Annotated in this window: 26 protein-coding genes; 10 read left to right on the top strand and 16 right to left on the bottom strand. The window is 53.2% G+C overall.

Going from position 1 to position 26,010, the window contains the following annotated elements; genetic code table 11:
- Positions 1 to 75: 75 nt before the first annotated feature.
- The 3 genes from CLV80_RS08330 to CLV80_RS08320 all read left to right on the top strand — a co-directional run bounded on the left by CLV80_RS08330 (position 76) and on the right by CLV80_RS08320 (position 3,022).
- Positions 76 to 945 (top strand): 1-acyl-sn-glycerol-3-phosphate acyltransferase, encoded by an 870-nt coding sequence (locus CLV80_RS08330; protein ID WP_106356838.1) that lies wholly within the window; start codon positions 76 to 78, stop codon positions 943 to 945.
- 75 nt (positions 946 to 1,020) lie between these two features.
- On the top strand, positions 1,021 to 2,532 hold the full coding sequence (gene gatB, locus CLV80_RS08325) for an Asp-tRNA(Asn)/Glu-tRNA(Gln) amidotransferase subunit GatB (protein WP_106356836.1): 1,512 nt from the start codon (positions 1,021 to 1,023) through the stop codon (positions 2,530 to 2,532).
- Between the two features lie 82 nt (positions 2,533 to 2,614).
- A complete protein-coding gene (locus tag CLV80_RS08320) occupies positions 2,615 to 3,022 on the top strand; it encodes a DUF4177 domain-containing protein (protein WP_106356833.1) in 408 nt (135 codons plus the stop codon).
- Here CLV80_RS08320 and CLV80_RS08315 read toward each other — a convergent pair whose 3' ends face one another.
- Entirely contained in the window at positions 3,023 to 3,274 is a 252-nt protein-coding gene (locus CLV80_RS08315) for a BolA family protein (protein WP_106356831.1), read from the bottom strand.
- 78 nt (positions 3,275 to 3,352) lie between these two features.
- On the opposite strand from CLV80_RS08315, the gene CLV80_RS08310 reads away from it, so the two are divergent.
- Positions 3,353 to 3,988: a DnaJ domain-containing protein gene (locus tag CLV80_RS08310; RefSeq protein WP_106356828.1), complete on the top strand. Its 636-nt coding sequence runs from the start codon at positions 3,353 to 3,355 to the stop codon at positions 3,986 to 3,988.
- Positions 3,989 to 4,047: 59 nt separating this feature from the next.
- Here CLV80_RS08310 and CLV80_RS08305 read toward each other — a convergent pair whose 3' ends face one another.
- The 5 genes from CLV80_RS08305 to CLV80_RS08285 all read right to left on the bottom strand — a co-directional run bounded on the left by CLV80_RS08305 (position 4,048) and on the right by CLV80_RS08285 (position 7,459).
- Positions 4,048 to 4,572 carry a hypothetical protein gene (locus CLV80_RS08305; RefSeq protein ID WP_133169766.1) on the bottom strand — a complete coding sequence of 175 codons (525 nt, stop codon included), beginning with the start codon at positions 4,570 to 4,572 and terminating at the stop codon, positions 4,048 to 4,050.
- Between the two features lie 342 nt (positions 4,573 to 4,914).
- Positions 4,915 to 5,376, bottom strand: coding sequence for a peptide-methionine (R)-S-oxide reductase MsrB (msrB, locus tag CLV80_RS08300; protein WP_106356824.1), 462 nt, complete (start codon positions 5,374 to 5,376; stop codon positions 4,915 to 4,917).
- A gap of 125 nt (positions 5,377 to 5,501) precedes the next feature.
- Entirely contained in the window at positions 5,502 to 6,071 is a 570-nt protein-coding gene (locus CLV80_RS08295; RefSeq protein WP_106356968.1) for a fasciclin domain-containing protein, read from the bottom strand.
- A gap of 174 nt (positions 6,072 to 6,245) precedes the next feature.
- Complete coding sequence (locus CLV80_RS08290) at positions 6,246 to 6,920, bottom strand: anti-sigma factor (protein WP_106356822.1); 675 nt, start codon at positions 6,918 to 6,920, stop codon at positions 6,246 to 6,248.
- Positions 6,917 to 7,459: a sigma-70 family RNA polymerase sigma factor gene (locus CLV80_RS08285; protein ID WP_106356819.1), complete on the bottom strand. Its 543-nt coding sequence runs from the start codon at positions 7,457 to 7,459 to the stop codon at positions 6,917 to 6,919. The genes CLV80_RS08290 and CLV80_RS08285 overlap by 4 nt, the downstream gene beginning before the upstream one ends.
- 153 nt (positions 7,460 to 7,612) lie before the next feature.
- Between CLV80_RS08285 and cobS the strand changes: the two genes are divergently transcribed.
- Entirely contained in the window at positions 7,613 to 8,599 is a 987-nt protein-coding gene (gene cobS, locus CLV80_RS08280) for a cobaltochelatase subunit CobS (protein ID WP_106356817.1), read from the top strand.
- Between the two features lie 47 nt (positions 8,600 to 8,646).
- On the opposite strand, the gene CLV80_RS08275 is transcribed toward cobS, so the two are convergent.
- Positions 8,647 to 9,228, bottom strand: a complete 582-nt coding sequence (locus tag CLV80_RS08275; RefSeq protein WP_106356815.1) for an NADPH-dependent FMN reductase — start codon at positions 9,226 to 9,228, stop codon at positions 8,647 to 8,649.
- A gap of 199 nt (positions 9,229 to 9,427) precedes the next feature.
- Between CLV80_RS08275 and CLV80_RS08270 the strand changes: the two genes are divergently transcribed.
- The 5 genes from CLV80_RS08270 to CLV80_RS08250 all read left to right on the top strand — a co-directional run bounded on the left by CLV80_RS08270 (position 9,428) and on the right by CLV80_RS08250 (position 14,515).
- Positions 9,428 to 9,823 carry a hypothetical protein gene (locus CLV80_RS08270; RefSeq protein ID WP_106356813.1) on the top strand — a complete coding sequence of 132 codons (396 nt, stop codon included), beginning with the start codon at positions 9,428 to 9,430 and terminating at the stop codon, positions 9,821 to 9,823.
- 92 nt (positions 9,824 to 9,915) lie between these two features.
- Positions 9,916 to 10,281: a hypothetical protein gene (locus CLV80_RS08265; protein ID WP_106356811.1), complete on the top strand. Its 366-nt coding sequence runs from the start codon at positions 9,916 to 9,918 to the stop codon at positions 10,279 to 10,281.
- 76 nt (positions 10,282 to 10,357) lie between these two features.
- Positions 10,358 to 12,238 (top strand): cobaltochelatase subunit CobT, encoded by a 1,881-nt coding sequence (gene cobT / locus CLV80_RS08260; RefSeq protein WP_106356810.1) that lies wholly within the window; start codon positions 10,358 to 10,360, stop codon positions 12,236 to 12,238.
- A gap of 72 nt (positions 12,239 to 12,310) precedes the next feature.
- Entirely contained in the window at positions 12,311 to 14,095 is a 1,785-nt protein-coding gene (locus CLV80_RS08255; RefSeq protein ID WP_106356808.1) for an aminopeptidase P family protein, read from the top strand.
- A gap of 78 nt (positions 14,096 to 14,173) precedes the next feature.
- A complete protein-coding gene (locus tag CLV80_RS08250; RefSeq protein ID WP_106356806.1) occupies positions 14,174 to 14,515 on the top strand; it encodes a DUF427 domain-containing protein in 342 nt (113 codons plus the stop codon).
- Here the strand turns inward: CLV80_RS08250 and CLV80_RS08245 are convergent.
- The 9 genes from CLV80_RS08245 to murB all read right to left on the bottom strand — a co-directional run bounded on the left by CLV80_RS08245 (position 14,512) and on the right by murB (position 26,005).
- Positions 14,512 to 16,200 carry a chloride channel protein gene (locus CLV80_RS08245; RefSeq protein WP_106356804.1) on the bottom strand — a complete coding sequence of 563 codons (1,689 nt, stop codon included), beginning with the start codon at positions 16,198 to 16,200 and terminating at the stop codon, positions 14,512 to 14,514. The genes CLV80_RS08250 and CLV80_RS08245 overlap by 4 nt on opposite strands.
- A gap of 778 nt (positions 16,201 to 16,978) precedes the next feature.
- The gene (recN, locus tag CLV80_RS08240) at positions 16,979 to 18,628 is read right to left on the bottom strand and encodes a DNA repair protein RecN (RefSeq protein WP_106356802.1); all 1,650 of its coding nucleotides are present in this window, start codon (positions 18,626 to 18,628) and stop codon (positions 16,979 to 16,981) included.
- Positions 18,629 to 18,652: 24 nt separating this feature from the next.
- A complete protein-coding gene (locus CLV80_RS08235) occupies positions 18,653 to 19,447 on the bottom strand; it encodes an outer membrane protein assembly factor BamD (RefSeq protein WP_375342192.1) in 795 nt (264 codons plus the stop codon).
- Between the two features lie 179 nt (positions 19,448 to 19,626).
- Positions 19,627 to 20,544 (bottom strand): UDP-3-O-acyl-N-acetylglucosamine deacetylase, encoded by a 918-nt coding sequence (lpxC, locus tag CLV80_RS08230; protein ID WP_106356800.1) that lies wholly within the window; start codon positions 20,542 to 20,544, stop codon positions 19,627 to 19,629.
- Between the two features lie 220 nt (positions 20,545 to 20,764).
- Positions 20,765 to 22,384, bottom strand: coding sequence for a cell division protein FtsZ (gene ftsZ, locus CLV80_RS08225; protein ID WP_106356798.1), 1,620 nt, complete (start codon positions 22,382 to 22,384; stop codon positions 20,765 to 20,767).
- A gap of 175 nt (positions 22,385 to 22,559) precedes the next feature.
- Positions 22,560 to 23,894 (bottom strand): cell division protein FtsA, encoded by a 1,335-nt coding sequence (ftsA, locus tag CLV80_RS08220; RefSeq protein WP_106356796.1) that lies wholly within the window; start codon positions 23,892 to 23,894, stop codon positions 22,560 to 22,562.
- Positions 23,894 to 24,790 carry a cell division protein FtsQ/DivIB gene (locus CLV80_RS08215; protein WP_106356794.1) on the bottom strand — a complete coding sequence of 299 codons (897 nt, stop codon included), beginning with the start codon at positions 24,788 to 24,790 and terminating at the stop codon, positions 23,894 to 23,896. Before CLV80_RS08215 ends, ftsA begins: the two co-directional genes overlap by 1 nt.
- Positions 24,778 to 24,987 carry a hypothetical protein gene (locus CLV80_RS18300; RefSeq protein ID WP_133169764.1) on the bottom strand — a complete coding sequence of 70 codons (210 nt, stop codon included), beginning with the start codon at positions 24,985 to 24,987 and terminating at the stop codon, positions 24,778 to 24,780. Before CLV80_RS18300 ends, CLV80_RS08215 begins: the two co-directional genes overlap by 13 nt.
- Positions 24,988 to 25,066: 79 nt before the next feature.
- Positions 25,067 to 26,005: a UDP-N-acetylmuramate dehydrogenase gene (murB, locus tag CLV80_RS08210; protein ID WP_106356791.1), complete on the bottom strand. Its 939-nt coding sequence runs from the start codon at positions 26,003 to 26,005 to the stop codon at positions 25,067 to 25,069.
- Between the last annotated feature and the right edge of the window lie 5 nt (positions 26,006 to 26,010).

Raw genomic sequence — 26,010 nt, 5'->3', positions numbered from 1 at the left:
CTGGCGTGGCAGTATTTTGCCACGCCCGAAAAAATATGTCGTGGAACCGTTACGCGGCGATTATAGTTTTTCCAAATGGAACATCGTATTGAACCGTTGATAGCAGAGCGCGCACCTTGGCTGTATCGCAGCCGACCGGGCACCCGGACCATCCGGAGCGGGCTACATACGATGCTGGGCTATAAAACCACCGTCGCGATCGCGAAATCATTCGAACATGCGCCTCCATCAGAAATCATGCGCACGATGGGTGAACGACTGGCGAAATCCGTAACGGTGAAGGGGCTTGGGCACATCCCGGCCCATGGCGCTGCCCTTGTCGTGGCGAACCACCCAACCGGCATCGCTGATGGAATCATATTGAACCACCTGCTGTCGCAAGCCCGCCCAGATGCCTATTTCTTTGCAAATAGCGACATCCTGCGGATCCTGCCGCAGATGTCATCCATGATCGCGCCCGTCGAATGGCGCATCGAAAAACGGTGCCATGCAAAGACACGCGAAACGATGGCCTATGTCCGACAAGCCACGAACGAGGGCCGGATGGGCGTTATCTTTCCATCGGGACGCCTTGCAAAGCGGCGCGGCTTGCGTTTGTTTGAACGGCCGTGGATGGCGTCCGCCGCAATGCTTGCGCGGAAATTCGATCTACCGGTGATCCCAATCAACATACAGGCCCGCAATTCCGCGCTTTTCTATCTGTTTGACGCGCTTCACCCGACATTACGGGACATCACACTGTTCCACGAAACCATGAATAAATCCAAACAGCCGTTCAGGGTAACCGTCGGCGAACCCATCTCTGCTGCGGCGCTGCCGAAGAACGCTGATGATGGAATTGCGATGTTGCGCAAGGCGACGCTTGCCCTTGGTGGCAAGGATGCACCCGCTGTAAATCTGGTCGAAGCATCGCGACCTTGGTTAAAGTGGCCTCAGGCGGACTGATCGCGCAGCTTGTTGTCTTGAAGCTGGCAGCGGGTTCTTTTAGACACCAGTCAAACTTGACCAAAGGATGCGCAGATGCTCGACCTGACTTATGATGCCCCGACCCCAAAGGTAATCGCGGGCGCCAAGCACGACTGGGAACTTGTAATCGGCCTAGAGGTGCACGCACAGGTCGCCACCAAGGCGAAACTGTTCTCGGGTGCATCCACCCAATTCGGTGCAGAGCCAAACAGCAATGTGGCTTTCGTTGATGCAGGCATGCCCGGCATGTTGCCAGTCATCAACGAAGCATGTGTTGCACAAGCCGTACGCACCGGCCTGGGGCTAAAGGCAGAAATCAACCTGATGTCTGCGTTTGATCGCAAAAACTATTTCTACCCTGACTTGCCGCAGGGCTATCAGATTTCACAGCTTTACCACCCGATTGTGGGCGAAGGCGAAGTGCTGGTCGAAATGGGCGACGGTACAGCACGCACCGTGCGCATCGAACGCATCCACCTTGAACAAGACGCCGGTAAATCCATCCACGACATGGATCCAAACATGTCCTTCGTGGACCTGAACCGTACAGGCGTTGCGCTGATGGAAATCGTCAGCCGCCCCGACATCCGCGGCCCAGAAGAAGCCGCTGCTTACGTACTTAAGCTTCGCCAAATCCTGCGCTATTTGGGCACCTGCGACGGCAACATGCAAAACGGCAACATGCGTGCCGACGTAAACGTGTCGATCTGCCGCCCCGGCGATTACGAAAAATATCAAGCGACTCAAGATTTCAGCCATCTTGGCACACGTTGCGAAATCAAAAACATGAACTCGACTCGGTTTATCCAAGCCGCGATTGATGTTGAGGCACGTCGCCAGATTGCGCTGCTGGAAGACGGCAAAGAAGTCGTGCAAGAAACGCGCCTTTATGATCCGGACAAGAACGAAACCCGTTCAATGCGGTCCAAGGAAGAAGCACATGATTATCGCTACTTCCCAGATCCAGATTTGCTTCCGCTTGAGATCGAACAGTCATGGGTCGATGATATCGCGGCATCCCTGCCGGAATTGCCCGACGCCAAGAAAGCGCGCTTTATCAGTGCGTTCGGCCTGTCCGATTACGACGCATCTGTTCTGACGGCCGAAGTTGCGAATGCTCAGTACTTTGAAAAAGTAGCCGAAGGTCGCGACGGCAAGTTGGCCGCGAACTGGGTCATCAACGAATTGTTTGGTCGGCTAAAGAAAGAAGACCATGGCATCGAAGACAGCCCTGTCTCTGCGACGCAGCTGGGCGAACTGATTGGCCTCATCAAATCCGGCGATATCTCTGGCAAAATCGCCAAAGAGGTCTTTGAGATTTGCTATACGACAGGTCGCGACCCAGCCGAGATTGTCGAAACTGAAGGCATGAAGCAGGTCACTGACACCGGCGCGATTGAGGCTGCAGTGGATGAAATCATCGCCGCCAACCCAGCACAGGTTGAAAAGGCGCAAGCCAACCCCAAATTGGCGGGCTGGTTCGTTGGTCAGGTGATGAAAGCGACTGGTGGCAAGGCAAACCCTGCTGTCGTCAACCAGTTGGTATCGGCTAAGCTCGGGCTATAAGGCAACTTATGGGTAACGGTGCGTCCTTGGAATCGCGCACCGTTATTGCTACATACGGTTGATGGAAATTAGGGGTGACGGAATGTCATACGAATATATGGTCGTGCCGGCACCTACGCGCGGTGTAAAAGCCAAAGGCGCAAAAACAGCCGAAGATCGTTTTGCGATCGCGCTGGAAACAGTGATGAACAAAATGGCTGGTGATGGTTGGGACTATCTGCGTGCGGATACCCTGCCTTCCGAGCAGCGCGAAGGTTTGATGGGCAAAACAACAGTTTATCAAAACATGTTGGTGTTCCGCCGCGAAAAACAGGCTCAGCGTCCTGCGGCACCTGCGCCAGCACCGGTTGTTGCGGCCCCGGCGCCCAAACCTGCACCAAAGGTTGAAGCGCCGAAAGTTGACGAGCCCGTAACCGCAAGCGAGCCAAAGGTAGAACCCAAAAAGGTCACACCTCCGGCAAAGCCTTCTCCGGATGTCGCTGCTGAGTAATCACTGGATATCAATCGCCAACGCATGAATGCGTCCGATGATATCTTTCCCCAAGGCGCTGTGAATGGCCCGATGCCGCGCTATGCGTGACATGTCATCCAATTGCGACGCCTTAATCACAATCCGCCAATGGCTTTCGCCTGACCCATCGTCACCAGCATGCCCACTATGCATGGCACTTTCGTTAATCACTTCGAGCATTGTTGGTGAAAGTGTAGCCAATGCTGTGCGAATTTCTGCCTCTATGGCCATTATTTTTCCTCTACCCTCTTCAATCTCACGCTGTGGGGTTTAAAGTCTGTTGTCCGAGTCGGAAAGGTGAGACGCACCATGAAAAAAGATGATCCCTTTGGTTTCGACATGTCAGTGTCGAGCTCTAAGAAAAAGAACCCCCGCGGACGACGCGGTTTGTCTGGCGCGTCCGAGACATCCCAGCGTGTTTGCCAACATGAAGGATGCGAAGAACCAGCCAAGTTCCGTGCGCCGAAATCGCCCGATATTCTGGACGATTATCTGTGGTTCTGCCAACAGCACGTCCGTGAATATAACCTCAAGTGGAACTTTTTTGAAACAACCACAGAGGCTGAACTAGCGGCACAAATGACCCAAGACCGCGTCTGGGAACGCCCCACAAAGCCGATGAAGCGGAGCGTCGAAGAACGCGCCTGGGCTCGTCTAGGGATCGAGGACCCGCATCAGGTGCTTGGCGCAAACGCGACACGCAATCCTGGCAAAGGTGCGAAGAAGGGCCGCAAACTGCCGCCAACCGAACGCCGCGCTGTCGATATTTTGGAAGCGGATGACAACTGGTCAAAACCGCAGATCCGTAAAGTATACAAATCGCTGATCAAGGTACTTCACCCCGATATGAACGGCGGGGACCGCAGCCAAGAAGAACAACTGTCCGAAGTTGTCTGGGCTTGGGAACAGATCAAAGTCAGTAAGCACTTTCGCGACAAGGACTAATCAAATAGAAAAGGGGCCAAATGGCCCCTTTTTTACGCGTCTCAATTCGCTCATCATTTTTATAAGTGTTTATGCTTTGGATATAGGTTGGCCTGTGACATCGGACTAAGCTGCCCGATCGCTGAATCATCAGCTGCAAGAGCCGCTTCGCGTAGCTCTGAGATACGGCGCATCAGCAACCCATGCGCTGCTAAAATCACCGCGAACCATGCGACTGCCAGCCAAGGCTTTAACCCAAAGGCTGCGACCACCATGATTGGTGCGAAAAATGTGCCATATACGGGAACGATCAAAGTGCCACCAATCAATGACGCGATCAACGCAGTCGCACAGCCGCCAAATAACGCCCGCGCAATCCCCAGACCACCCGACAGCCCCATCCAGCCTCGCGTAAGGTAAAGCGCAATCGCGCCACTTATCCCGCCAGCCATAATAATCCAAATTTCGTATCCAACTGGGTAAACGGACTGAAGCTGCCCACCTTTTACGCCAGCCATAACAAACATCATAATTCCAGCAGAGGTGGCGCTTACTCCGGCATAAGCAGTAGCAAGTGCTCTTTCCCCCTTTGTCAAATGCAGCATATGTAAAAACCGACTTAACATCTTAACTATCCCCAAACTCACATCGTCAATCACTAACTATGGGAACCATTGTCATTGGACTGTGCCTCTCGACACACTCACAACACCCCCAATTGACATTTTTGTGCCACATTCCGCCGTTTCAAACAAGAAAAATGGCAACTTACTGCTGATGTGTTATCGTCCCACATTAGCATTTTTTATCAATTAATTAGCGAAATTTAGAGACGTTAGATCCATGAAATGAAAACACGACAGTGTGACAATATGTCCAACACTGTCGCCAAAACACGAACCGATGGCCGCACAAATAGGCAAAACGCCCATATTTTGCCATGTTATTTACGCAGCACGGAATACCAGGCTGACACCATTTAGACAGTGCCGCTTTCCTGTCGGTTGCGGACCATCATCAAAGATATGGCCTAGATGGCTACCGCATCGACGGCAATGGCATTCAGTTCTAACTGAAAACAGCTTTCGATCTTCTTTTGTACCGATCGCGTTGGGCAGGCTTTCATAAAAGCTTGGCCAGCCTGTACCGCTGTCATACTTCGTTTCAGACGGATACAATGGCAAATCGCATCCGCGACAGACGTAAGTTCCGTCTGCGTAGTTTTTATCCAAGGGTGAAGAGCCAGAACGTTCCGTCGCTTCTTCTCGCATCACTTGATATTGAATATCTGTCAGCATGGCACGCCATTCACTATCAGAACGCGTTACCTCGAAGCTTTCCTGCGCAAACACACCACGCCCAGACGCAATAGCGGCAAGGGACAGAGCTATAAAATTTCGGCGTTGCATGATATTCTCCTATCAACTGTGGGTTATTGTAGCGCATCGCCATATTTCAGGCGATGCACCTTGTTGTGAGTAGCGGCATTACAAAGCACGGGGAAACCAACCACCTGCCGCCCTGCACAACCTCGTTAGCCCTGAACGGCGGGCAGCATCACAGTATCGATCACGTGGATAACACCGTTTGATTGCTTCACATCAGCCACAGTCACTGTAGCGACCTGCCCCTGTTCGTCTTCGAGCATGATTGTTCCGTTGTCGTATGTCGCTTGCAATGTGCAGCCACCCAATGTCGGCACGGGATGACGACCGCTGTCATCTTCGATCATACCAAGAATTGCATTGGACATCGCCTCTGCTCCGACCACGTGGCAGGTAAGAATTTGCGTCAAACGATCCGCGTTTTCTGGCTTTAGCAATTCTTCGACTGAACCCGCAGGCAATTTTGCAAATGCGTCATCTGTCGGTGCGAATACTGTGAATGGGCCTTCGCCAGACAGCGTTTCTGCAAGCTCTGCTTGAACAACAGCCGCGACCAAAGTTTTGTGGATCGGACTATTCACCGCATTTTCGACGATGTTTTTAGTTTCTAGCATCTCAGCGCCACCAACAGTGGGGTTCATCGCATGGCTTGCAGCAAATGCTGTACCCGCAGCGAATGTCAGAGCGATCGTTGTTGTGAAGCGCTTTCCAAATTTCATCATAGTTCTCTCCAAAGTTTCCGGGGCGTGTTTGCCGCGGTCGAGAGAAGCCACGCAGTGACGTTTCAAAGAGTTTCAGTATTTGTCAAAATAATTCAAATATCTGTTTTTATTTACACAAATGGCCGCCCTGAATTCACAGAGCGACCATTTTAGCCATAAGGCTAGAAAGGATCAGACGCTATTTAATGGTGCAACTGCCACAACATCGCCTGTTGGCGCACCCGTTGGCGAACCACCGGGTGGCTCGTCACTCAGCGCAAGAACACCGCCCGCGAATAATGCTGCTAGCTCAGTCGCAATTTTCACCTGACCACTTGGCGCATCGGGTAGTAAGCCCAGCGATACGGGCGCATCATCGCCTGCGATCAACCAAATCTCAAACACGCGACCTTCTGCAGGGCCACCCGCCAGACGGTCAACGGTAAGTGTATTCGTATCTGGATCAAAGACAGCATCCACTTGCAGGCCGATCTCATCTCCAACCAACCCAGCGATAAGATCGTTATGGCTAGGGTTCGGCGCAGGAAGAATAACGAATGCAACCGCTGCAGCCAAAGCAATCGCGCTCGCAGCGCCAGCAAGAAGCGATGTCAGACTCCAACGTTTCTGCTGAACACCAAACAGTCTATCCGCAATCTCTTGAAACGTATGTTCAGGTGGAGCCACCGGAGCGATATCATCAGTCAGCGTGACAAGATGTTCCTGCCACAACACAAGCTCTGCCCGCAAATTTATGTCGCGATTCATCTGCTCTTCAAAGGCACGCGCCTCTGAAGGGGTTAACAGGCCCAACGCATATTCGGCTGCAGCCGAAAGGGGGGCATCATCTGTGACGTCATCAGTCATTGTGACAGACAGTCCTTTAATTTGATCAGGCTACGGCGCAGCCAAGTACGGATCGTATTCAACGGCACCTGCATCAGGTCCGCCAAATCTTGATAAGTGTCGCCATCAAGATAGGCGCGTCGCACGGCTTTGGCCCGATCAGCGGGCAGTTCATCAAGACAGTCGTTGATCTGCGCCCGTTGCGAAGACGCAATCGCTTGCGCCTCAGGTCCAGCCGCTGGATCAGCAAGTTCAGCCACTTCGTCCAACCCCGTCTGCCCCTTTTTACGGGTTCGCAACCGATCAATAGCATGATTCCGTGCTATCGTGATCAGCCACGTCATCGGGCTTAGACCGTTTGACTGATAGCGGCCTGCGGCACGCCAAACCTTGATGTAAACCTCCTGCAATGCGTCGTCCGCTTCAGCGCGGTTATTCAACACACGCAAGGTGACGCCAAAAAGTTTCGCCGAGGTCGAATTATATAGCGACGCGAATGCATCACGATCCCCTAAAGCGATACGATTAATGTAATGTTCAATGTCTTCAAGCGTTGTCATGGTCACTCCTTGCTGCCCAAAACCTAAGCACAGAAAACGGCAAAGGCCAAATTGGTTTTGCAAACTTTGCTGCGCCCTCTGGTACTTGCCGTGGCACGCGATATGGTGCATCCGATAACGCAACATTAGACGACTAACGCAAAGGCGGCGCACATGGCTGACGGTACACTGGATATGAACGCAAAACCGACCGAAGATATTTCGGTCCGCGAAGTGTTTGGCATCGACAGTGATATGAAAATCAAGGGCTTTGCCGATCGCACAGATCGCGTTCCTGACATCGACAGCACATATAAGTTCGACCCAGATACGACTTTAGCGATCCTTGCGGGATTCGGTTACAATCGCCGCGTTATGATCCAAGGGTACCACGGGACAGGTAAATCTTCGCACATCGAACAAGTCGCGGCGCGACTGAACTGGCCAGCGGTGCGTGTAAACCTTGATAGTCACATTTCTCGTATCGACCTTATCGGGAAAGACGCGATTAAACTACGTGATGGCGTACAGGTTACCGAATTTCACGAAGGCATTCTGCCTTGGGCGCTTCGTAACCCTGTTGCAATCGTATTTGATGAATATGACGCTGGCCGCGCTGACGTTATGTTTGTCATTCAACGTGTTCTCGAAGCAGATGGTAAACTGACCCTGATGGATCAGAACGAGATCATCACCCCCAACAAATACTTCCGCCTGTTTGCAACGGCGAACACTGTTGGCCTGGGCGATACAACTGGACTGTACCACGGGACACAGCAAATTAACCAAGCCCAAATGGACCGTTGGTCACTTGTGGCGACGCTGAACTACCTGTCACACGATGCAGAAGCAGCTATCGTGGTGTCGAAATCACCGCATTTCAACACCGAAAAAGGCCGCAAAATGATCAGCCAGATGGTTACCGTCGCTGATCTGACCCGCACCGCGTTTATGAACGGTGACCTATCCACAGTGATGTCACCACGTACCGTATTGGCATGGGCAGAAAACACACGCATCTTCCAAGACGTCGGATACGCGTTCCGCCTGTCGTTCTTGAACAAATGCGATGAACTCGAACGTCAGACAGTTGCTGAATTCTATCAACGCTGCTTTGACGAAGAGCTGCCTGAAAGCGCGGCTAGCCTGAGCCTCGGGTAAGCAACACGACAGTATAAAAGGCGGGGAATTCCCCGCCTTTCTTGTATTTAACGCGCGGCTTTGGTGGCGTTCCCCCACCAAACCATATCATCGAACATATCGTTCGCGGCTGGCAAGATGTGGTCTTCGATTGTCTCAATCGGATCATCAGAACCCATTGGATGCACAGCCATAAAGTCCCCACCGCCGATGTGAACGGCACCGTGGACCGGCACCATGGCAAGCTCGACACCGATCTGACGTAAATGTTCGACAGCGCGCGCAGCACCTACACCGCCATAACCCAGATAACCCATCGGTTTACGGTTCCATTCGTTATACGCCTGATCCAGTGCATTTTTAAGCGCGCCAGTGATCGAGTGGTTATATTCGGCCACAACGAAAATATAGCCGTCAAACTCGGCCAGCTTTTCCTGCCAAGCGATAGCTTTGGGATCGCTGCTTGGCATCCATTTATTTGATGCCGCCTCGTTAAACAGGGGCAGATCATAATCACGCAGATCGACAAGCTCTGCGGTAAAATCATCACGTGCCTCGGCCTGCTTCATAAGCCAAGCAGCTGGTTTATCAGCAAAGCGAGTTTCACGGGTCGAACCGATGATTACAGCAATTTTAGGGAGGGTGGACATCGTCATCTCCTAGGTTTGATTTTGTTTCTACCCTCAACTTAAGGCTAAGCACGTCATCGACAATCCACACACGAGCGCAGCGTCTGTGCGCAAATGAAGACAATACCAACACTTCTTCCGCACAAACACCTATGCGAATAGACCATCGACAATACTCTTGGCCCGTTGATCGCTTACAGCGCCCAGATAGCATGAAATTATGGAAAATTTCGCGCAGCACCTTATCCGTATGGCTTTCTGTGTCATGATGACTATGCAGGCAGCCCACGCCGATTTACGTCTCAAAGACGAACAACTTCGCGTGTTCGCGACCTGCGCTGGAAGACTTTCTGCAACGATGGAATTTCAGTGGATGTTTGATGGAGAAGGCTCCGAAGCTACGAAAACCCAGCGCGACAACATGGTACAGTTAATCAATGCGATTATGCCAGCAGACCATGCACGTGAAGTTTTGAATTGGCGTATCGCGTCAAAGTCAGCCCATGCCGCCCTTCTGACCCGTGCGACATTCAACGATGACCCTGGCGATGCCGACTGGGCGCAACATCATGCAGCACGCCTAATCCGAGAGTGTACTGGACTTTTATTAAGCTAAACTTAAAGCTGTACTTGAAACGCCCCGAGAATGTCACAATCCCGTCGGTTTTCACCGTATTATTACGAAAAGTTTAAGAGTAGGAAATTAATATGAAGATGAAAATTGGGACCGAACTTCCAGATGGCTATGTTATTGGTCACGAAGATTTGGTCGAAGCCGCGACAACGCTTGTTGCACACACGCTACTTCCTTTATTTGCAGAAAACATGAGTGAAGACATCGCAAAGGCCAACGTCGAAGGAATCGTGACCGAGTTAGCCTATCTATTTGACGAAGGTTCGATCGAAGTCGGCGGTAAAACCTATCAACCACGCCTTGCTTTTGTTGACGAAGACGGCACCGTCATTCGCGGTGTTGCGCGCCTAAATAACATGCATGAAATGGTTGAAAATGTATTTGAAATCGCGCCAGAGGCTATGATTACATTTGAAGACGATCACCTCGAGGAAGAATAGCCTAGGTTTCCGCGTCTGCCCTCTGGTCATTGCGTGCATCGGGTTCTAGTTTGCAAAGCAACAAAGGACGTAGCCGATGAACAAACCTACCGATAACCCCGCCGACCCGTTCAAAAAGGCACTTGCCGAGGCGACCAAAGTTTTGGCCGACGATTCTGAATTGTCGGTCACTTATTCGGTGGATCCTGCAGGCCAGACAGCCGACAGCATACGCCTGCCCCAAGTGACGCGGCGCATGACCCGTGACGAGGTGCTTTTGGCGCGCGGCACGGCAGACGCTTTTGCACTCCGCCACAAGTTCCACGATCCAAAAGTATCCGCACGCTACATGCCCCAAGGGCAAATGGCGCGCGATCTGTATGACGCGATGGAAACCGCCCGGATCGAAGCCGTTGGCGCGCAACACATGCCCGGCACCGCTGGCAACATCGACGCCAAAATCGAAAACGAAGCAATGCGTAAGGGCTATGACCAGATCACGCAGGCTGCTGACGCACCTTTGTCGGTTGCCGCTGGCTACTTAATTCGCCACATGGCAACAGGCCGCGATCTACCTAAAGGTGCAGACAACGTCATGGAACTGTGGCGTGGCTTTATCGAGGACCACTGCGATGGCACGCTCGATAACCTTGAAAACACACTGAACGACCAACAAGCCTTTGCAAAGCTGGCCCGCCAGTTGATCAGTGACATGGGCTATGGCGATCAGCTTGGCGATGATCCTGACAGTCTTGATGACGATCAAGAAGACCAAGCCGAAGAAGGTAGCGACGAAGATCAGCAAGAACCGGATAGCACCGGCGACGATGATGACGAAGGCGAAGAAGCCGACGCAGCCCCCGAACAATCGCAAGACGAACAACAAGACGCCAGTCAGGCGCAGGTCAGCATGGATGATCAAGCTGATCAAGAGATGGGCGAAGAAGCCGAAATGCCCGAGGGCGAGGCCCCGCTTGACCCGCCTGCCCCGCAACCTGTTTCGGATGCTGATCCAGACTACACGGTATTCACGACCGAGTTCGACGAAGAAATCGGTGCCGAAGATTTGGCAGAAGCAGCCGAGCTTGAACGCCTTCGCGCATATCTGGACCAGCAGCTTGAACCGCTAAAAGGCGCGGTAAGCCGGTTGGCGAATAAACTGCAACGTCGTCTTCAGGCCCAGCAGAACCGGTCATGGGAATTTGACCGAGAAGAGGGCATTTTGGACGCAGGCCGTTTGGCACGTGTCGTTGCATCGCCGACAACCCCGCTCTCTTTCAAAGTCGAAAAAGACACCGAATTCCGCGATACCGTTGTGACGCTATTGCTCGACAACTCTGGTTCAATGCGCGGACGCCCCATCTCGATCGCTGCAATCTGTGCGGATGTTATGGCACGGACGCTCGAACGCTGCGACGTAAAGGTCGAGATTTTGGGCTTTACCACGAAAGCATGGAAAGGCGGCCAGTCCCGCGAGAAATGGTTAGGCGAAGGCCGTAGCGCAAAACCCGGTCGCCTGAACGATCTGCGCCACATCATCTATAAATCTGCTGACGCGCCTTGGCGCCGGACTCGCCCTAACCTTGGGCTGATGATGAAAGAAGGCTTGCTGAAGGAAAACATCGACGGAGAGGCGCTCGAATGGGCGCACCGCCGTGTGGTGAACCGCCCAGAGCAACGCAAAGTGTTGATGGTAATCTCAGACGGTGCGCCGGTTGACGATTCCACATTGTCAGTGAACCCTGCCAACTATCTGGAAAAACACCTGCGTGACGTGATCGCCATGGTCGAAAAGCGCAAAGCCGTAGAGTTGGTTGCTATTGGCATCGGACACGACGTGACGCGCTATTACGAACGCGCAGTGACGATCACTGATGTTGAACAATTGGCCGGTGCGATGACCGAACAGCTCGCCAGTTTATTTGACACAGATCCGCGCAAACGTGCACGTGTGTTGGGTATGCGTAAAGCGGGCTAGGCGCGATCAAATTTAGCTAAATTTGATCTACCGGCGTCGTGTATTTAGAAACCTTACTTTTAGGGCATCGATATGTTTCAAAATTTTGCGGCGCAAACGCACCCGGAACAAGGCCCACCCCGGCTTACTGATCTACGTGCGCAAATGAAAGCACAAGGTCTCGATGCCTTTATTGTCCCACGTGCCGATGCGCACCAAGGTGAATACGTGGCACCTCGCGATGCGCGGTTGGCTTGGCTGACAGGGTTCTCGGGGTCCGCAGGATTTTGCGCGGTACTGCCTGATATCGCCGGTGTGTTCGTTGATGGCCGATACCGCGTGCAAGTTCGCACCGAAGTTGACAGCGTGTTTACACCTGTGGATTGGCCTGAAACCTTGCTCGCTGACTGGATAGCGAAACACTTGCCACCTAGTGCGACGATCGGATTTGACCCGTGGCTTCATACGGCACAGGAAATCAACAATCTGACTAAAGACTTGCAAGACTATGTGCTTCGCCCCGTCGACAATTTGATTGATACAATATGGGAAGATCAACCAACGGCACCATCCGCGCCGTTCACCGCCCATGCGATTGAGCACGCAGGTGAGACACACACCGACAAACGCGTGCGCATTGCCAAAGGCCTGTCCGCGCAGTCTGCCATTATCACACTGCCTGATAGTATCGCATGGCTTTTGAACATACGTGGGACAGATATCGAACGAAATCCTGTTCCTCAGGCCTTTGCTATTCTTCATGCCACTGGACAGGTTGACCTGTTCGCAGGCCCCGGCAAGGCGGACAGCGTCGCCGAACACTTGGGCCATGATGTAATCATGCGCAATATCACGCATTTCTTGGAAGCGGTCGCACAGCTATCTGGACCTGTACAAATTGACGTTGGATCCTGCCCAAACATCGTTGCAGCCACGTTGGAAAACGCAAAGATCGCGACCGTAAAACGGCCAGATCCTTGTTTGTTACCAAAAGCCGTTAAGAATCCTACAGAAATTTCGGGCGCAAAAGCTGCGCATGCCCGCGACGCTGTTGCGATGGTCAAATTCTTGGCATGGTTAGACGACGAAGCACCAAAAGGTCAGCTAACCGAAATCGATGTGGTCAAAGCTCTCGAGGTATTTCGCGTTCAGACAAATGCCCTGCGTGACATCAGCTTTGAAACCATCAGCGGCGCGGGACCGCATGGCGCGATTGTGCATTATCGCGTCAACGAAAAGACCAACCGTGCAGTCAACAAGGGCGAATTGCTTTTGGTTGATAGCGGTGGCCAATATGTGGATGGTACAACCGACATCACACGCACCATCATTGTTGGCGATCCAACAGCCGAGCACCGAAATTTCTACACACGCGTACTGCAGGGCATGATCGCGGTCAGCCGCATTCGGTTTCCTAAAGGGGTCGCGGGTCAGCATTTGGACGCCTTGGCACGTGCACCACTGTGGCTGGCTGGTCAGGATTATGATCATGGTACAGGCCATGGTGTTGGTAGCTACCTTAGCGTCCACGAAGGACCGCAAGGCATCTCACGCCGGTCGGACATTGCACTCGAACCCGGTATGATCCTGTCAAACGAACCCGGTTACTACCGCGAAGGGGAATTTGGCATTCGGATTGAGAACCTGATCACGGTGGTCCCTGCCCCAAAATTGCCCGGCGCTGACAGGCGAGATATGTTGTCATTTGACACCTTGACCTTCGTCCCCCTAGATCGACGCTTGATTGATACTGACTTGCTGACAAAGGCAGAACGGGACTGGATTGATCGCTATCATGCGGATACAGTCACGCTTCTTGCGCCGCGTCTTGACGATGCGACCCGCGCTTGGCTGACTAATGCCTGCGCACCGCTTTGACATGAAACTGTCATACTGCGCCCATAACACGCTACGGCGGTAACATTTGTTGCGGCCTTCACCAAAAGGAATTCGCTCATGGCTGATCACATCAAAATTCGTCCGGCAACTGGCACTTGGGTTGTACGTGCAGGTGGTGCTGTCCTTGGCGAAAGTCAGAACGCGCTTGAACTGACAGAAGGTGACTATCCTGCAGTAATCTATTTCCCGCGTAGCGATATTGCGATGGCCTTTCTTGAACCGTCCGAGACAAAATCGTCGTGCCCATTCAAAGGCGAAGCAAGCTATTTTTCAATCGTTGCCAAAAGCGGCCCGATCGCAGATGCAGTATGGTCCTATACTGATCCAAACGCAGACGTCGCCGAAATCAAAGACCACCTCGCATTTTATACAAACAAGGTAGCCGTCGAACAGATTTAAGAATGTTCCTCGGCGGCTGTCTCTGACAACGCCCGGTTCATCGCCTTCAACGCATCCACCTGAAACAGCGCGCCCCATAATTGCGGTGGGCTGTCTTCGCCACCCAACGTCACCACCGGAATAAACGTGTGACTGGCCTGCTCGAACAGGGGCATGGCCTGTTCGAGTGTAGCATTCCCATCGACATACACACCATCGCGGATCAAATCCCAACAGATGTCTTCTGGCGCCGCGCGCGGTGTGTCCGCAGGCCGCATCACGCTCGAGACCTTGAAAGTCGCCAAGAGATAGGCCTGTGGGCCGGCCGCCAAATGCACATTGCGCCGTTCAAGTTGCGTAAGAAAAAACGACCGATCAACCAGACGCGATGACAGTGCCGTCGAAAGTGACACAGCGACCATGACCGCTAATCCGGTCTGCCAATCACCTGTTAGTTCGAACACGATCAAAGTTGTCGAAATCGGAGCCCCCAATACAGCTGCCGCGACCGCGCCCATACCGGCCAGCGCATACAATGTTCCTTCACCCGATACGGTGGGGAAAATCGCGGTTGCAATCAGACCAAATGCCAAACCTGTCAGCGCACCGACCATCAATGACGGAGAAAAAACGCCGCCGCCCATACGTCCCCCCATGGTGATCGCAACGGCGACCACCTTTAAGATACCAAACGTGATGGCTTCGTGTAAAACAAGGTTCCCCTGAAGCGCGGCAGACGTTGTTTCATAGCCGACGCCAATGATATGCGGCCACCAGATCGCGATAGCCCCAAGCAATCCGCCCGCAATGGCAGGACGCAAAAACCGCGGCAAACCGGTCTCGTTTTGAATATAGGTACCAAAGTCGTCCGCCCAAAAGATGGCTTTCATCAAGATGACAGCCACGAGGCCGCACACAAGACCAAGGATCAGAAATGCTGGTAGCTCGACGTAAAATGCCAATGCATTCTGCACCGGCAGGACAAATTCAGTGACATCGCCAAATGCCAGACGGTTAATGACAGTGCCGGCCACTGACGCGATAACAATCGGCGCAAATGCATGAACTGCAAAGTGGCGCAACACGACCTCAAGAGCAAATAACGCGCCAGCAATCGGCGCGTTAAAGCTGGCTGAAACTGCAGCAGCAACAGCACAACCAAGCAAGTCCCGGCCTGTGATCCCGTTCGCATTCAACCATCGACAGACGATAGTCGACAACACAGCAGCAAGGTGAACGACCGGCCCCTCACGGCCCGTTGATCCGCCGGATGAAAGGGTTAGCAACGATGCTACAGCCGAGGCGAGCCCGCGCCGCACTTCGACGCGACCTTCAGACAATGCCGCCCCTTCAATAACGTCACCAACAGACCGGACACGCCCGTCATCGGTAAACCTATCGAGAATGACACCAACGACCAGCCCGCCTGCCACTGGAATTGCAACGATCTGGTACCACTTTAGGCCCGCGATAAAACTATGAAGTCGGGTAATATCGTCTGTGCCATAAAGCGTCGACTGAATATATTCGATACCAAGCCTGAAAAACAACGCGGCCAACCCGGCGCCAATGCCAATGACAAGCGCGATAAACCAGAACTGTATCTGTGTTGGACCCCGTGTTTTTACAACACGAGCTGCATCATAGCAGGCCGACTTTGCATCATTGACACCTTGCCGCAGTAATATTTTAATCGGCTCGCCCATGCCGGTCAGTGCCCTACATCAATACTTCGCGCCACATGCGCTTGGAATTTGTGTATGCGATCCACAGCGGCAGTCCAAGGGGCGAACATAAGGCGGCGTGATCAAGTGTGATTTGCACAACTCGGAAACGATTCGCTATAGTTGAGCGAATCGCACGCACTTCGCGCATAGATTCGCATGTGTTTTCCCGTCATTCGTGCGGATCCATCGTGGTTTACGCTACGTCTTTTTTGGGTAACAGCAACCATATCAAAAAAATATTAGTTTCCACAAATCCCCTAAAAGTTGAACACCGGCCGGCCGTCAATTTTCGAAAATCATCAAAAGTTAAGAATTCCGGCAGAAACGACCATATTATGCGGGATTTGGTTATAATACCGCTTTAAAAGTCATCTTTGCCGACGTGAGCGCGCTTAATTTTTAGGCCACACAGCTCACCACATGATTGCAAGCGCACAACAAAGCAAATAGGTCAGCATGAGTGACATACTTTGGGACAGGTTGATCAACAACTTCCCGCTCTGGTAGATTTAGTTAAGGGGTTTTTTGCCCTTGTGTTTTAACGAGTAATTTTGAGATCGACGCGGTGTTTAGCTAAGTCATTTCAACGTTAAAGAAAGGGTCGTTTGCGGACCTTTCTCAGGACAAATTGTACAAGGCGTGTCGCGGAGGTGAGTGGCCGAGATACGCGCGTTATGAGTGGGTCGGGTACTACAGTTCTAGGGGTGGAGTATACGTGTTGTCGCGCTGCGATGGTGTACCCCACCCCTAATTCATTTTACGGTGTGATTAGCGCCTTGGCAGCCTCACGTGCCGCATCGGTGATCCGATCACCCGAAATCATTCGCGCAATTTCATCAATCCGTGCTTCGTTATCCAGCGGCACGACAGTCGATGTTGTCGCATCGTCGTTCTGCCGCTTTTCAACGCGCCAATGATGACCACCCAACGCCGCAACTTGCGGTGAATGGGTGACGACCAGAACCTGTCCACCAGCGGCAAGATCGGCCAGACGCCGCCCGACAGCATCAGCGGTTGCACCACCGACCCCACGATCAATTTCATCAAAGATCATCGTCAGGCCTGCGTCCGTCTCTGTCAGGCATACCTTTAGCGCCAATAAAAACCGGCTAAGTTCGCCGCCAGATGCGATCTTGTTCAGTGGTCCTGCTGGCGCTCCCGGATTTGTTGCCACGGTAAATGCAACGGTGTCAGCGCCTTCAGGGCCAGCATCTGATGGCGTGATATGTGTCACAAAGACCGCGCGCTCCATCTTAAGTGGCGCAAGTTCTGCAGCCATTGCTTTATCCAGTGACTTCGCAGCTTTGGTCCGCTTTTCTGTCAGCTGCGCCGCGGCAGCATCAAAGATCGCCTGCGCAGTTTGCAAATTACCGCTCAACGTTTTGAGATCACGCGCACCGTCGTCTAGAACGGCCAAACGGCCACGTAATCCGTCAGCAAAATCACGTAGATCATCGGCAAGAACACCGTGTTTACGTGCCAATCCGCGGATCGCAAATAGACGCTCCTCGATGTCTTCTAGCTCTGATGTATTAAACGACAGTGCATCAAGGCAACTTGCGATACCACTTTGCGCCTCATCCAAGGCAAGCATCACCCTTTCAATCGCGCCTAACGGATCATCAAGCTGCCCCTCGGCTTTATCGGCAACACCAACAAGCCAGCGTGACGCATCACTGACCAGCCCCTCTGCACCGTTCATTCCCAACGCCTCGCCCGCCTTGCCGATATCAGTGCGAATCTTTTCGGCCGCTTGCATTAGCCTGCGCTGCGTATCCAGCGTCGCCTCTTCGCCAGCCTCTGGTGATAAAGCGTCCAACTCAGCGACAGAATGGCGTAAATACTCTTCTTCGGCTTGGGCCTCGGCAATCCGTGCCTCCGCAGCGGTTAGCGCCTTACGCGATTCAGCCAACTGACGCCACGCGGAACGCACCTTATCAAGATTACCTTGCAACCCGGCATAGGTGTCCAGCATCTGCCGGTGCCCGCGCGGGTTCAACAAACCGCGGTCGTCATGCTGACCATGCAGCTCGACCAACGTTTCAGATAGATTACGCAGCACTTCGCCACTCACGCGGCGATCGTTGATCCATGCCGTCTTGCGGCCATCACGGGTATTCACGCGACGCAAGATTAATTCATCCTCGATCGCAATCCCAGCATCTTCAAGCACAGCAAAGCCAGGGTGCCCGGCGGGTAGATCAAACCAAGCCGTTACCTCGCCCTGATCCGCACCTTGGCGCACCAATTCCGCACGGCCACGCCAACCAAGCACAAAGCCCAATGAATCTAGTAAAATTGACTTACCAGCACCAGTTTCACCCGTAAGAACATTTAGACCCGGCTGAAAAGCAAGCTCAAGCCGATCAATGATCAGCATGTCGCGAATATCTAGACCGCGTAGCATCCTAGCCCCCGATCCATATTATGATTACAGCCATTCACCGCGCAGCACCTGCCGATAGATTGAAGCCAGCCAGTTATCCCCTGATACCTCGGCCGGAAGCCCCTGCCCGTTCAGCAACGCGTAACTCGATTCATACCATTCAGTCGAACGATAGTTGTGCCCCAAAATTGCGCCCGCGCTTTGTGCTTCGTCAACCAAGCCAATCGACAGGTAAGATTCGACAAGGCGGTGCAAGGCTTCAGGCGTGTGAACAGTGGTCTGAAAATCTTCGACAACGGTACGGAACCGGTTTGCAGCCGCCGCGTAATGTCCCCGCTTAAGATAGTAACGACCAATTTCCATTTCTTTCGCGGCAAGATGATCAAACGCCAGATCGAATTTAAGAATAGAACTGCGTGCGTAATCACTGTCAGGATAACGTTCGATCACGGCCCGCAAGGCCTGCAATGCTTGAAACGTTAAGCCTTGGTCACGGCCTACATCATCAATCTGATCATAATACGACAATGCCAACAGATAGGCGGCATAGGGTGCATCATCTTCGGCAGGGTAGAAATCTAGAAACCGCTGCGCAGATGCGCGACTGTTTTCATAGTCGCCGTCACGATGATATGAATATGCCTGCATGATCAGCGCACGCTGGGCAAATTCAGAATACGGGTAAAGACGCTCGATCTCGCCGAAAGTGAAAGCGGCGTCATCTGGATTGCCCCGTTCAACCTGCGCTTCACCGCGCTCAAAGATCTGCTGCGCGGTCATGCTATCCAGTGGTTCTTCGGCCAAACCGCCGCCGCAACCTGAAAGAACCACAAGCGCCATAACAGCACCGTACTTTCTTGTACGGCTTCGGATAATACCCAAGCTGGCTGACATGACTGCGACCTCATCAATGACTGTGAACGCTTTACGCGTACCATTTATTACGGATGGGTCTAGCATAGAAAAATGAAGGGCAAAATGCCTTTTGAACACGCTGTGATCAACTGTTCGCGGTTGGGTCAAGCAACAGCATGAAGATCAGCAACGCTGACCCCCACGCCCGGCAACCGTGCCGCGATTTTCGCATCGCAATTCACCCAACGCCAAGCCGAGGAATCATCAAACAAGGCGCGTAGCAAACGGTTTGTCATCGCATGACCAGACCGCGTACCCGTGTAGCGACCTAGAATAGGCGCGCCTGCAGTATACAAATCACCCAATGCATCAAGCATTTTGTGACGCACAGCCTCATCAGCATGGCGCAAACCACCGGGCGTCAACACTGTCGCGCCATCAACGACGACAGCGTTTTCCATCGTACCGCCAAGCGCCAGACCATTTGCACGCATTGCGTCAACATCAGCAGAACGGCAGAATGTGCGGCTATCACAAAGTTCGCGTACGAATGTACCATTGGCCATGTTCAGGGTCTTATGTTGCTTACCAATCGCAGCATCCGCGAAATCAATTGCAAAGTCGATCTGCAGTGATGTCGCTGGTGACAACTGTGCAAAGGCTTCGCCTTCGGACACCGATACATCTTTCAAAATCTCAATGGCACGCAGGGGCGCGGACAAGCGCGTCACTCCAACATTCACAATACCGCGCACGAATGTGGCTGCACTACCGTCTAAGATTGGCACTTCGGGACCGTCGATATCGACCAAAACGTTGTGCACACCACAACCAGACAAGGCCGCCATCAAATGTTCGATAGTGGAAACCGTCACACCGCCCGCGTTGGTCAGACGTGTATTCAACGGCGAAACAATGACGCTATCCCATTTCGCAGCCAATTGCGGTGTTCCGGTCAAATCGACACGACGAAACACAACCCCGGTATTCGCGGCAGCCGGATGCAATACAATCGTGACCGGCGCACCAGAGTGAAGGCCGATACCGTCAAAAGAGACGCGAGATTTAAGCGTAGTTTGCACGGCGTAACGCGCCTTTCAGGGTTAATTACTGGTATTACAGATAAAACGCAGTGGCCGTCGGCTCAACTCACTCTTTACAACGGTATGAAACATGCATGGGCGTTTTCATGTCCGCAATGCGGCAACTATCACAACCCACTGTAAGTTAAAGAAAAAAGGCCGCCCTTAGGCGACCTTTTGTGTCATTCTTACCTGACGTCACAATTCTGTGACGCGGATATTAGTTCGCCTGACGGCGCAAGAACGCAGGAATTTCGATGCGATCTTGGTCTTCATTCGCTTCTGGCTCTTGGTGCAATGGTGTCACCTGAGGCTGAGCCCGCGCAGGTTGCTGAGCAGCCGCCTCTGCCTGAGCACCCGTCATGCGGTTGATCAGCGAGTTGATCCCAAAACGCGGCTTTTCGGCATCTTCAACTGCTGGCGCAGCGGCTTGTGGCTGCTGTTCGTTTTGCTTCGGCGCGCGGCTCACAGCAGCTTGCAAACGCGCCAGAGCTTCAGGAGACGGCGTTCCCGGCGCGCGTGGCGCAACAAAACTATCAGCTTCGCTCAGTGTTGGTTCAGGACGCGGCGTGTAGGCGGGCGGCGGCAAATCGTGTGACGCGACTGGCTGTTGCTGCACAGGTTGCTGTGTTTGGACAGGCTGTGTGGCGACGGGTTGCGGCGCCGATTGCTGCACTGGCGCTGGCTGCGGAGCAGCCGCAGTTGGCATGTCCAAATCTTGGAACAATGTGCGTTCTTCTTGCTGTGGTGCAGCCGCCGCGACCTGAGCAGGCGCTTCTTGAACTGGCGCAGGCGCAGGTGCTTCAACCGCAAGAGGCTGCGCCAAAGGAGCGGCCATGCTGCGACGTGGTAGCGGCGTGTCTGCGTTGCTCATTGCAGCGTCGATACCTGTGGCAACCACGGAAACGCGCATCTTGCCTTCCATGCTTGTGTCCAGTGTCGAACCAACGATGATGTTTGCTTCTGGGTCGACTTTTTCGCGGATCTTGTTCGCAGCTTCGTCCAGTTCGAACAATGTCAGATCGTGCGAACCAGTGATGTTGATAAGAACACCCTTCGCGCCTTCGAGGCTGATTTCGTCCAGCAGTGGGTTCGCGATTGCTTTTTCCGCAGCTTGTACCGCGCGGTTTTCGCCTTCGGCTTCGCCAGTACCCATCATCGCCTTGCCCATTTCGTCCATTACGGCGCGAACGTCGGCAAAGTCGAGGTTAATAAGACCCGGACGAACCATAAGGTCAGTCACACCCTTCACACCTTGATACAGAACGTCGTCTGCAAGTGCGAAAGCTTCGGTAAATGTTGTGTTTTCATTCGCCAACCGGAACAGGTTCTGGTTTGGAATGATGATCAGCGTATCAACAACCTTTTGCAGGGCTTCGATGCCTGCATCCGCTTGCTTCATGCGTTTGCCGCCTTCGAACTGGAAAGGTTTGGTGACAACACCAACAGTCAGGACGCCCAGTTCACGGGCTGCTTGTGCGATGATCGGGGCTGCACCAGTACCGGTGCCGCCACCCATACCCGCCGTGATAAAGCACATGTGCGCCCCAGCAAGGTGATCAACGATTTGTTCAATGCTTTCTTCAGCAGCTGCAGCGCCAACAGTTGCCCGCGCACCAGCACCCAGACCTTCGGTCACTTTTAGACCCATCTGGATTTTTTGCTCTGAACGCGATTGCTGCAGTGCCTGCGCATCTGTGTTCGCTACGACGAACTCAACGCCTTCCAGCGCCTGTTCAATCATGTTGTTCACAGCGTTACCGCCAGCACCACCCACACCAAATACAGTGATGCGTGGCTTCAGTTCGTCATGCCCCGGGAGGGAGAGATTCAATGTCATTGCTCGATCCGCCTGTTTTTATGAGCCCGTCCCACCGGGCGCCTGACTGCTTATTAGGCTCATCTTAACCGGGTGATGCCGAAAGGTCACGGGAAAAACACAAAATAGCCACCAAATCTGGACATATTTTATCAAAGGCCCGCTTGATTTCGACCAATCGGCAAAATGTTGCGCATCACCAGTTGTCTTTAAACCATTTTACAGCACGTTTAAGCGATCTCGCCGGGTAGCGATCCGCCGGAATTTCAAAGTCCCACCATTCATCTTGGGGGTTCGCCGCGAACAACGACAGACCGACCGAGCTAGAAAACGCCGGACCAATCGCCGCCTGAGGAAGCCCCTGCACACGCAGCGGGCGACCAAGACGTACTTGCTGGCCAAGAATTTTACTGGCCAAACCATCAAGACCCGGAATTTGGCTGCCGCCACCGGTCAGAACAATCTGTTGGCTCGGCAGGTGTTCAAAACCAGCCGCATCCAAACGTGCGCGGACCTCTTCCAAGATTTCTTCGACACGTGGACGCATGATGCCGATCAATTCGGCACGGCTCACGGTGCGGCGATCATGTTCCCAATCGCCCGTATCGCCACCAGTTTCGATCATTTCACGATCATCCATGCCGGTCGCAACAACGCCACCGTAGAATGTCTTGATCCGTTCAGCCGTTGCTGTCGGAATTTGAAGACCCATTGAGATGTCAGAGGTCACATGGTCCCCGCCCATACGAACAGAGTCCGCATAGATCATGTGTTTTTTCATAAACACGGAAATACCAGTCGATCCGCCACCCAGATCAATACAAGCCGCGCCAAGCTCCTGTTCGTCCTCAACAAGAGACGACATACCGGACACGTAAGCAGACGATGCCAGCCCAGCCAGCTCAAGATCACAGCGCTTGATACAGTAGAACAAGTTTTGTAGCGCCGTTGAATCAACCGTCAGCATATGCATGTCAGTCGTCAACTTATGACCTATTTGACCACGCGGATCGGCAAGACCAGATCGGTGATCCAAAGCAAAGTTAACAGGCTGGGCGTGTAGAACTTCGCGATCCGCCCCGTAGTCAGGCACATCACAGTTGGCCATGACTTGGCTGATATCTTGTTCAGTCACCATGCCGCCCGACACATCCAATGCGCCATCCAACCCGTAAGAACGCGGGCGCGCACCTGAAAGCGACGCAATCACGTGATCGACACGGACCTTCGCCATCTTTTGCGCAGCTTGAACCACCGTACGGATCGCACGTTCGGTTTCTTGCATCGCTTCGATTTCGCCAAAGCGAACACCGCGTGAGCGCGTCGTTGCAGCACCAATGACACGGAATTGCGACTGGCCAGCCATTGAGCCGACACCATCAACATTGCGGAACTGCTCTGGTCCGTCGAAACGCAAAACAAGGCAGGCGATCTTGGATGTGCCTACATCCAGAATAGCCACAACACCGCGCTGCATCGCTGCTTTGCGCATTTGGCGCATTGCCCGCTGGTTGTCGTATACATCGCCCATCAGTTGTTCGCCCCGTTTGTAGAAACTGTTTCAGTTACGCGGCGCAACGCGGCGACCGCTTCTTCGTTCATTCGCAAAGTCGGACGGTTTGCATTGCGCATATCCACAACGGCCACGTCACGCTCCAACATGTCTTGGGCTGCATTCAACGCAATCACACGGTCCAGCGCAGCAACGGCGCCTTCACCTGGCAACAAAATGCGTTGATCGCGGTCCAGCACGATATCCCAGCGGCGCTCGCCCATACGAACAAGACCACGCACACGGGTGCTTAACGGCCCCGCCCCAGCATAAAGCGCCAGCGCCTCTTCGATGTGCTGTTCTGCGCCGTCTCCAGCGATCAAAGGCAGGTCAAGCCGCTCAGACCGGGACGTCACCACCCCTGACACAACCCCTGTTTCATCGATCAACCGCAACGTCGCACCATCACGCCAAAGCGCCGAAGGCACGCGCGGTGTTAACCGCACCTCAAGCGTGCCAGCTGCGCCGACACGTACGCTTGCGCTTTTCACCGGATCAAGCGCTTCGATGGTGCGGCGCGTGTGTTCAAGATCCAGATCGAAAGAAGAAACAGGATAGTCAGTCGGCAAGAGCGCAATCACAGCGGTCATCGTCGACTGATCAGCACCTGTAATAGTCATAGCCTTAACCATGAACTGCGGGCGCTCTTGAAAACGTTGCTTGGTATTTTCGATCTGCGCGACCAAAGCGGCACGGTTTTCCGCTTTCGAAAAATGTGATCCCGCGATCGCCGCGATTAAAAGAATAGGAACGCCAATACGCGTCGCCGCCCGAAAACCTGGTGTTAACAGCAACCGTTGATATCGATAGCCTAAACGCGAAGGTGCCGGATCATGCGGACCAGTCGCAGCGGGACGCCGAATCAGACTTCGCATAGCGCAGCCTCCAGCACCCAAACACCCGATGACGATTCCGCCGATGCATTCGCCTGACCAATATCGGTCACAATCACTTCACATGTTTTGCCCCGTAAAGCTGCTCTAGAATCCATAACAAACGATGATGCGCCTGCCCGCGCTGCCATCGGCCGATCCAAAACTTTAACAACTTCCGGGTTTGCCCTGCTCGACATACCCAACCGCCTCTTTTGCGGATCTTTGCGACCCGTCAATTATGTGATCCATTTGCGGATCAAGCCATTATTTGGCCTATTATTCTGCGTCGCTGTCGACCAACCGTTCGCCAACCCGCATAATTTCCCATTCTAGCGTAATACCTTGCGAATCGTAAACCTTTTTCCGCACCAGTTCTCCCAAATCTTCTAGATCGGCCGCAGTGGCCCCGCCCGCATTGGTCAAAAAGTTCGAGTGTTTCTCATTCATCACAGCCCCACCAAGGGTAGCGCCACGCATTCCAGCATTATCAATAACCTTCCACGCCTTTAAATCATGCACATCATCGGCACGTCCCGTAGACGAGAAACCAGCAGGATTACGAAATGTTGACCCCGCTGTGCGGTCTTTGGTCGGTTGCGTTTCATCTCGTTTTGCCAGTTGATCCGTCATGCGCTGGACCAGTGCGGCAGGATCAGCCTGCGGCGCATCAAAACAAGCGCTGACAACAATCGCACCTTTAGGAAGCCTACTTTGGCGATAGGCGAATTGCAGCTCATTCGCCGCAATTTCAACCAATTCTCCGGCTCGTGTAACCACCGTAACCGACACGAGAACATCGGCAACGTAATCCCCATAACACCCAGCGTTCATGCAAACAGCGCCGCCAATCGTTCCCGGAATAGTCCGCAGAAACGTAAGGTCACGCCCGGCATCCGCAGATTTACGCGCTACATGCGCGTCCAAGGCAGCGGCCCCAGCGACAACATATTCACCCAAAGGATCAATGGCGTTAAACCCGCGTCCTAGCCGGACAACCACGCCGCCAATACCGCCATCCCGCACAATAAGATTACTTCCCACTCCCATCGGGAAAACCGGCACATCGGCAGGCAATGCTGCTAAAAAGTCCCGCAGATCATCTACATCGGCGGGCTGAAACAACATATCAGCCGGGCCACCAACGCGCATCCAGGTCAATTCCGCCATCGAACGTTGTTTCGTTAATGTGCCGCGCACGTCAGGGAAATCGACCATCCAGT

The organism is Yoonia maritima (genome assembly GCF_003003285.1).
Taxonomy (GTDB): domain Bacteria; phylum Pseudomonadota; class Alphaproteobacteria; order Rhodobacterales; family Rhodobacteraceae; genus Yoonia; species Yoonia maritima.
This window is presented reverse-complemented; position numbering and strand designations above follow the sequence as displayed.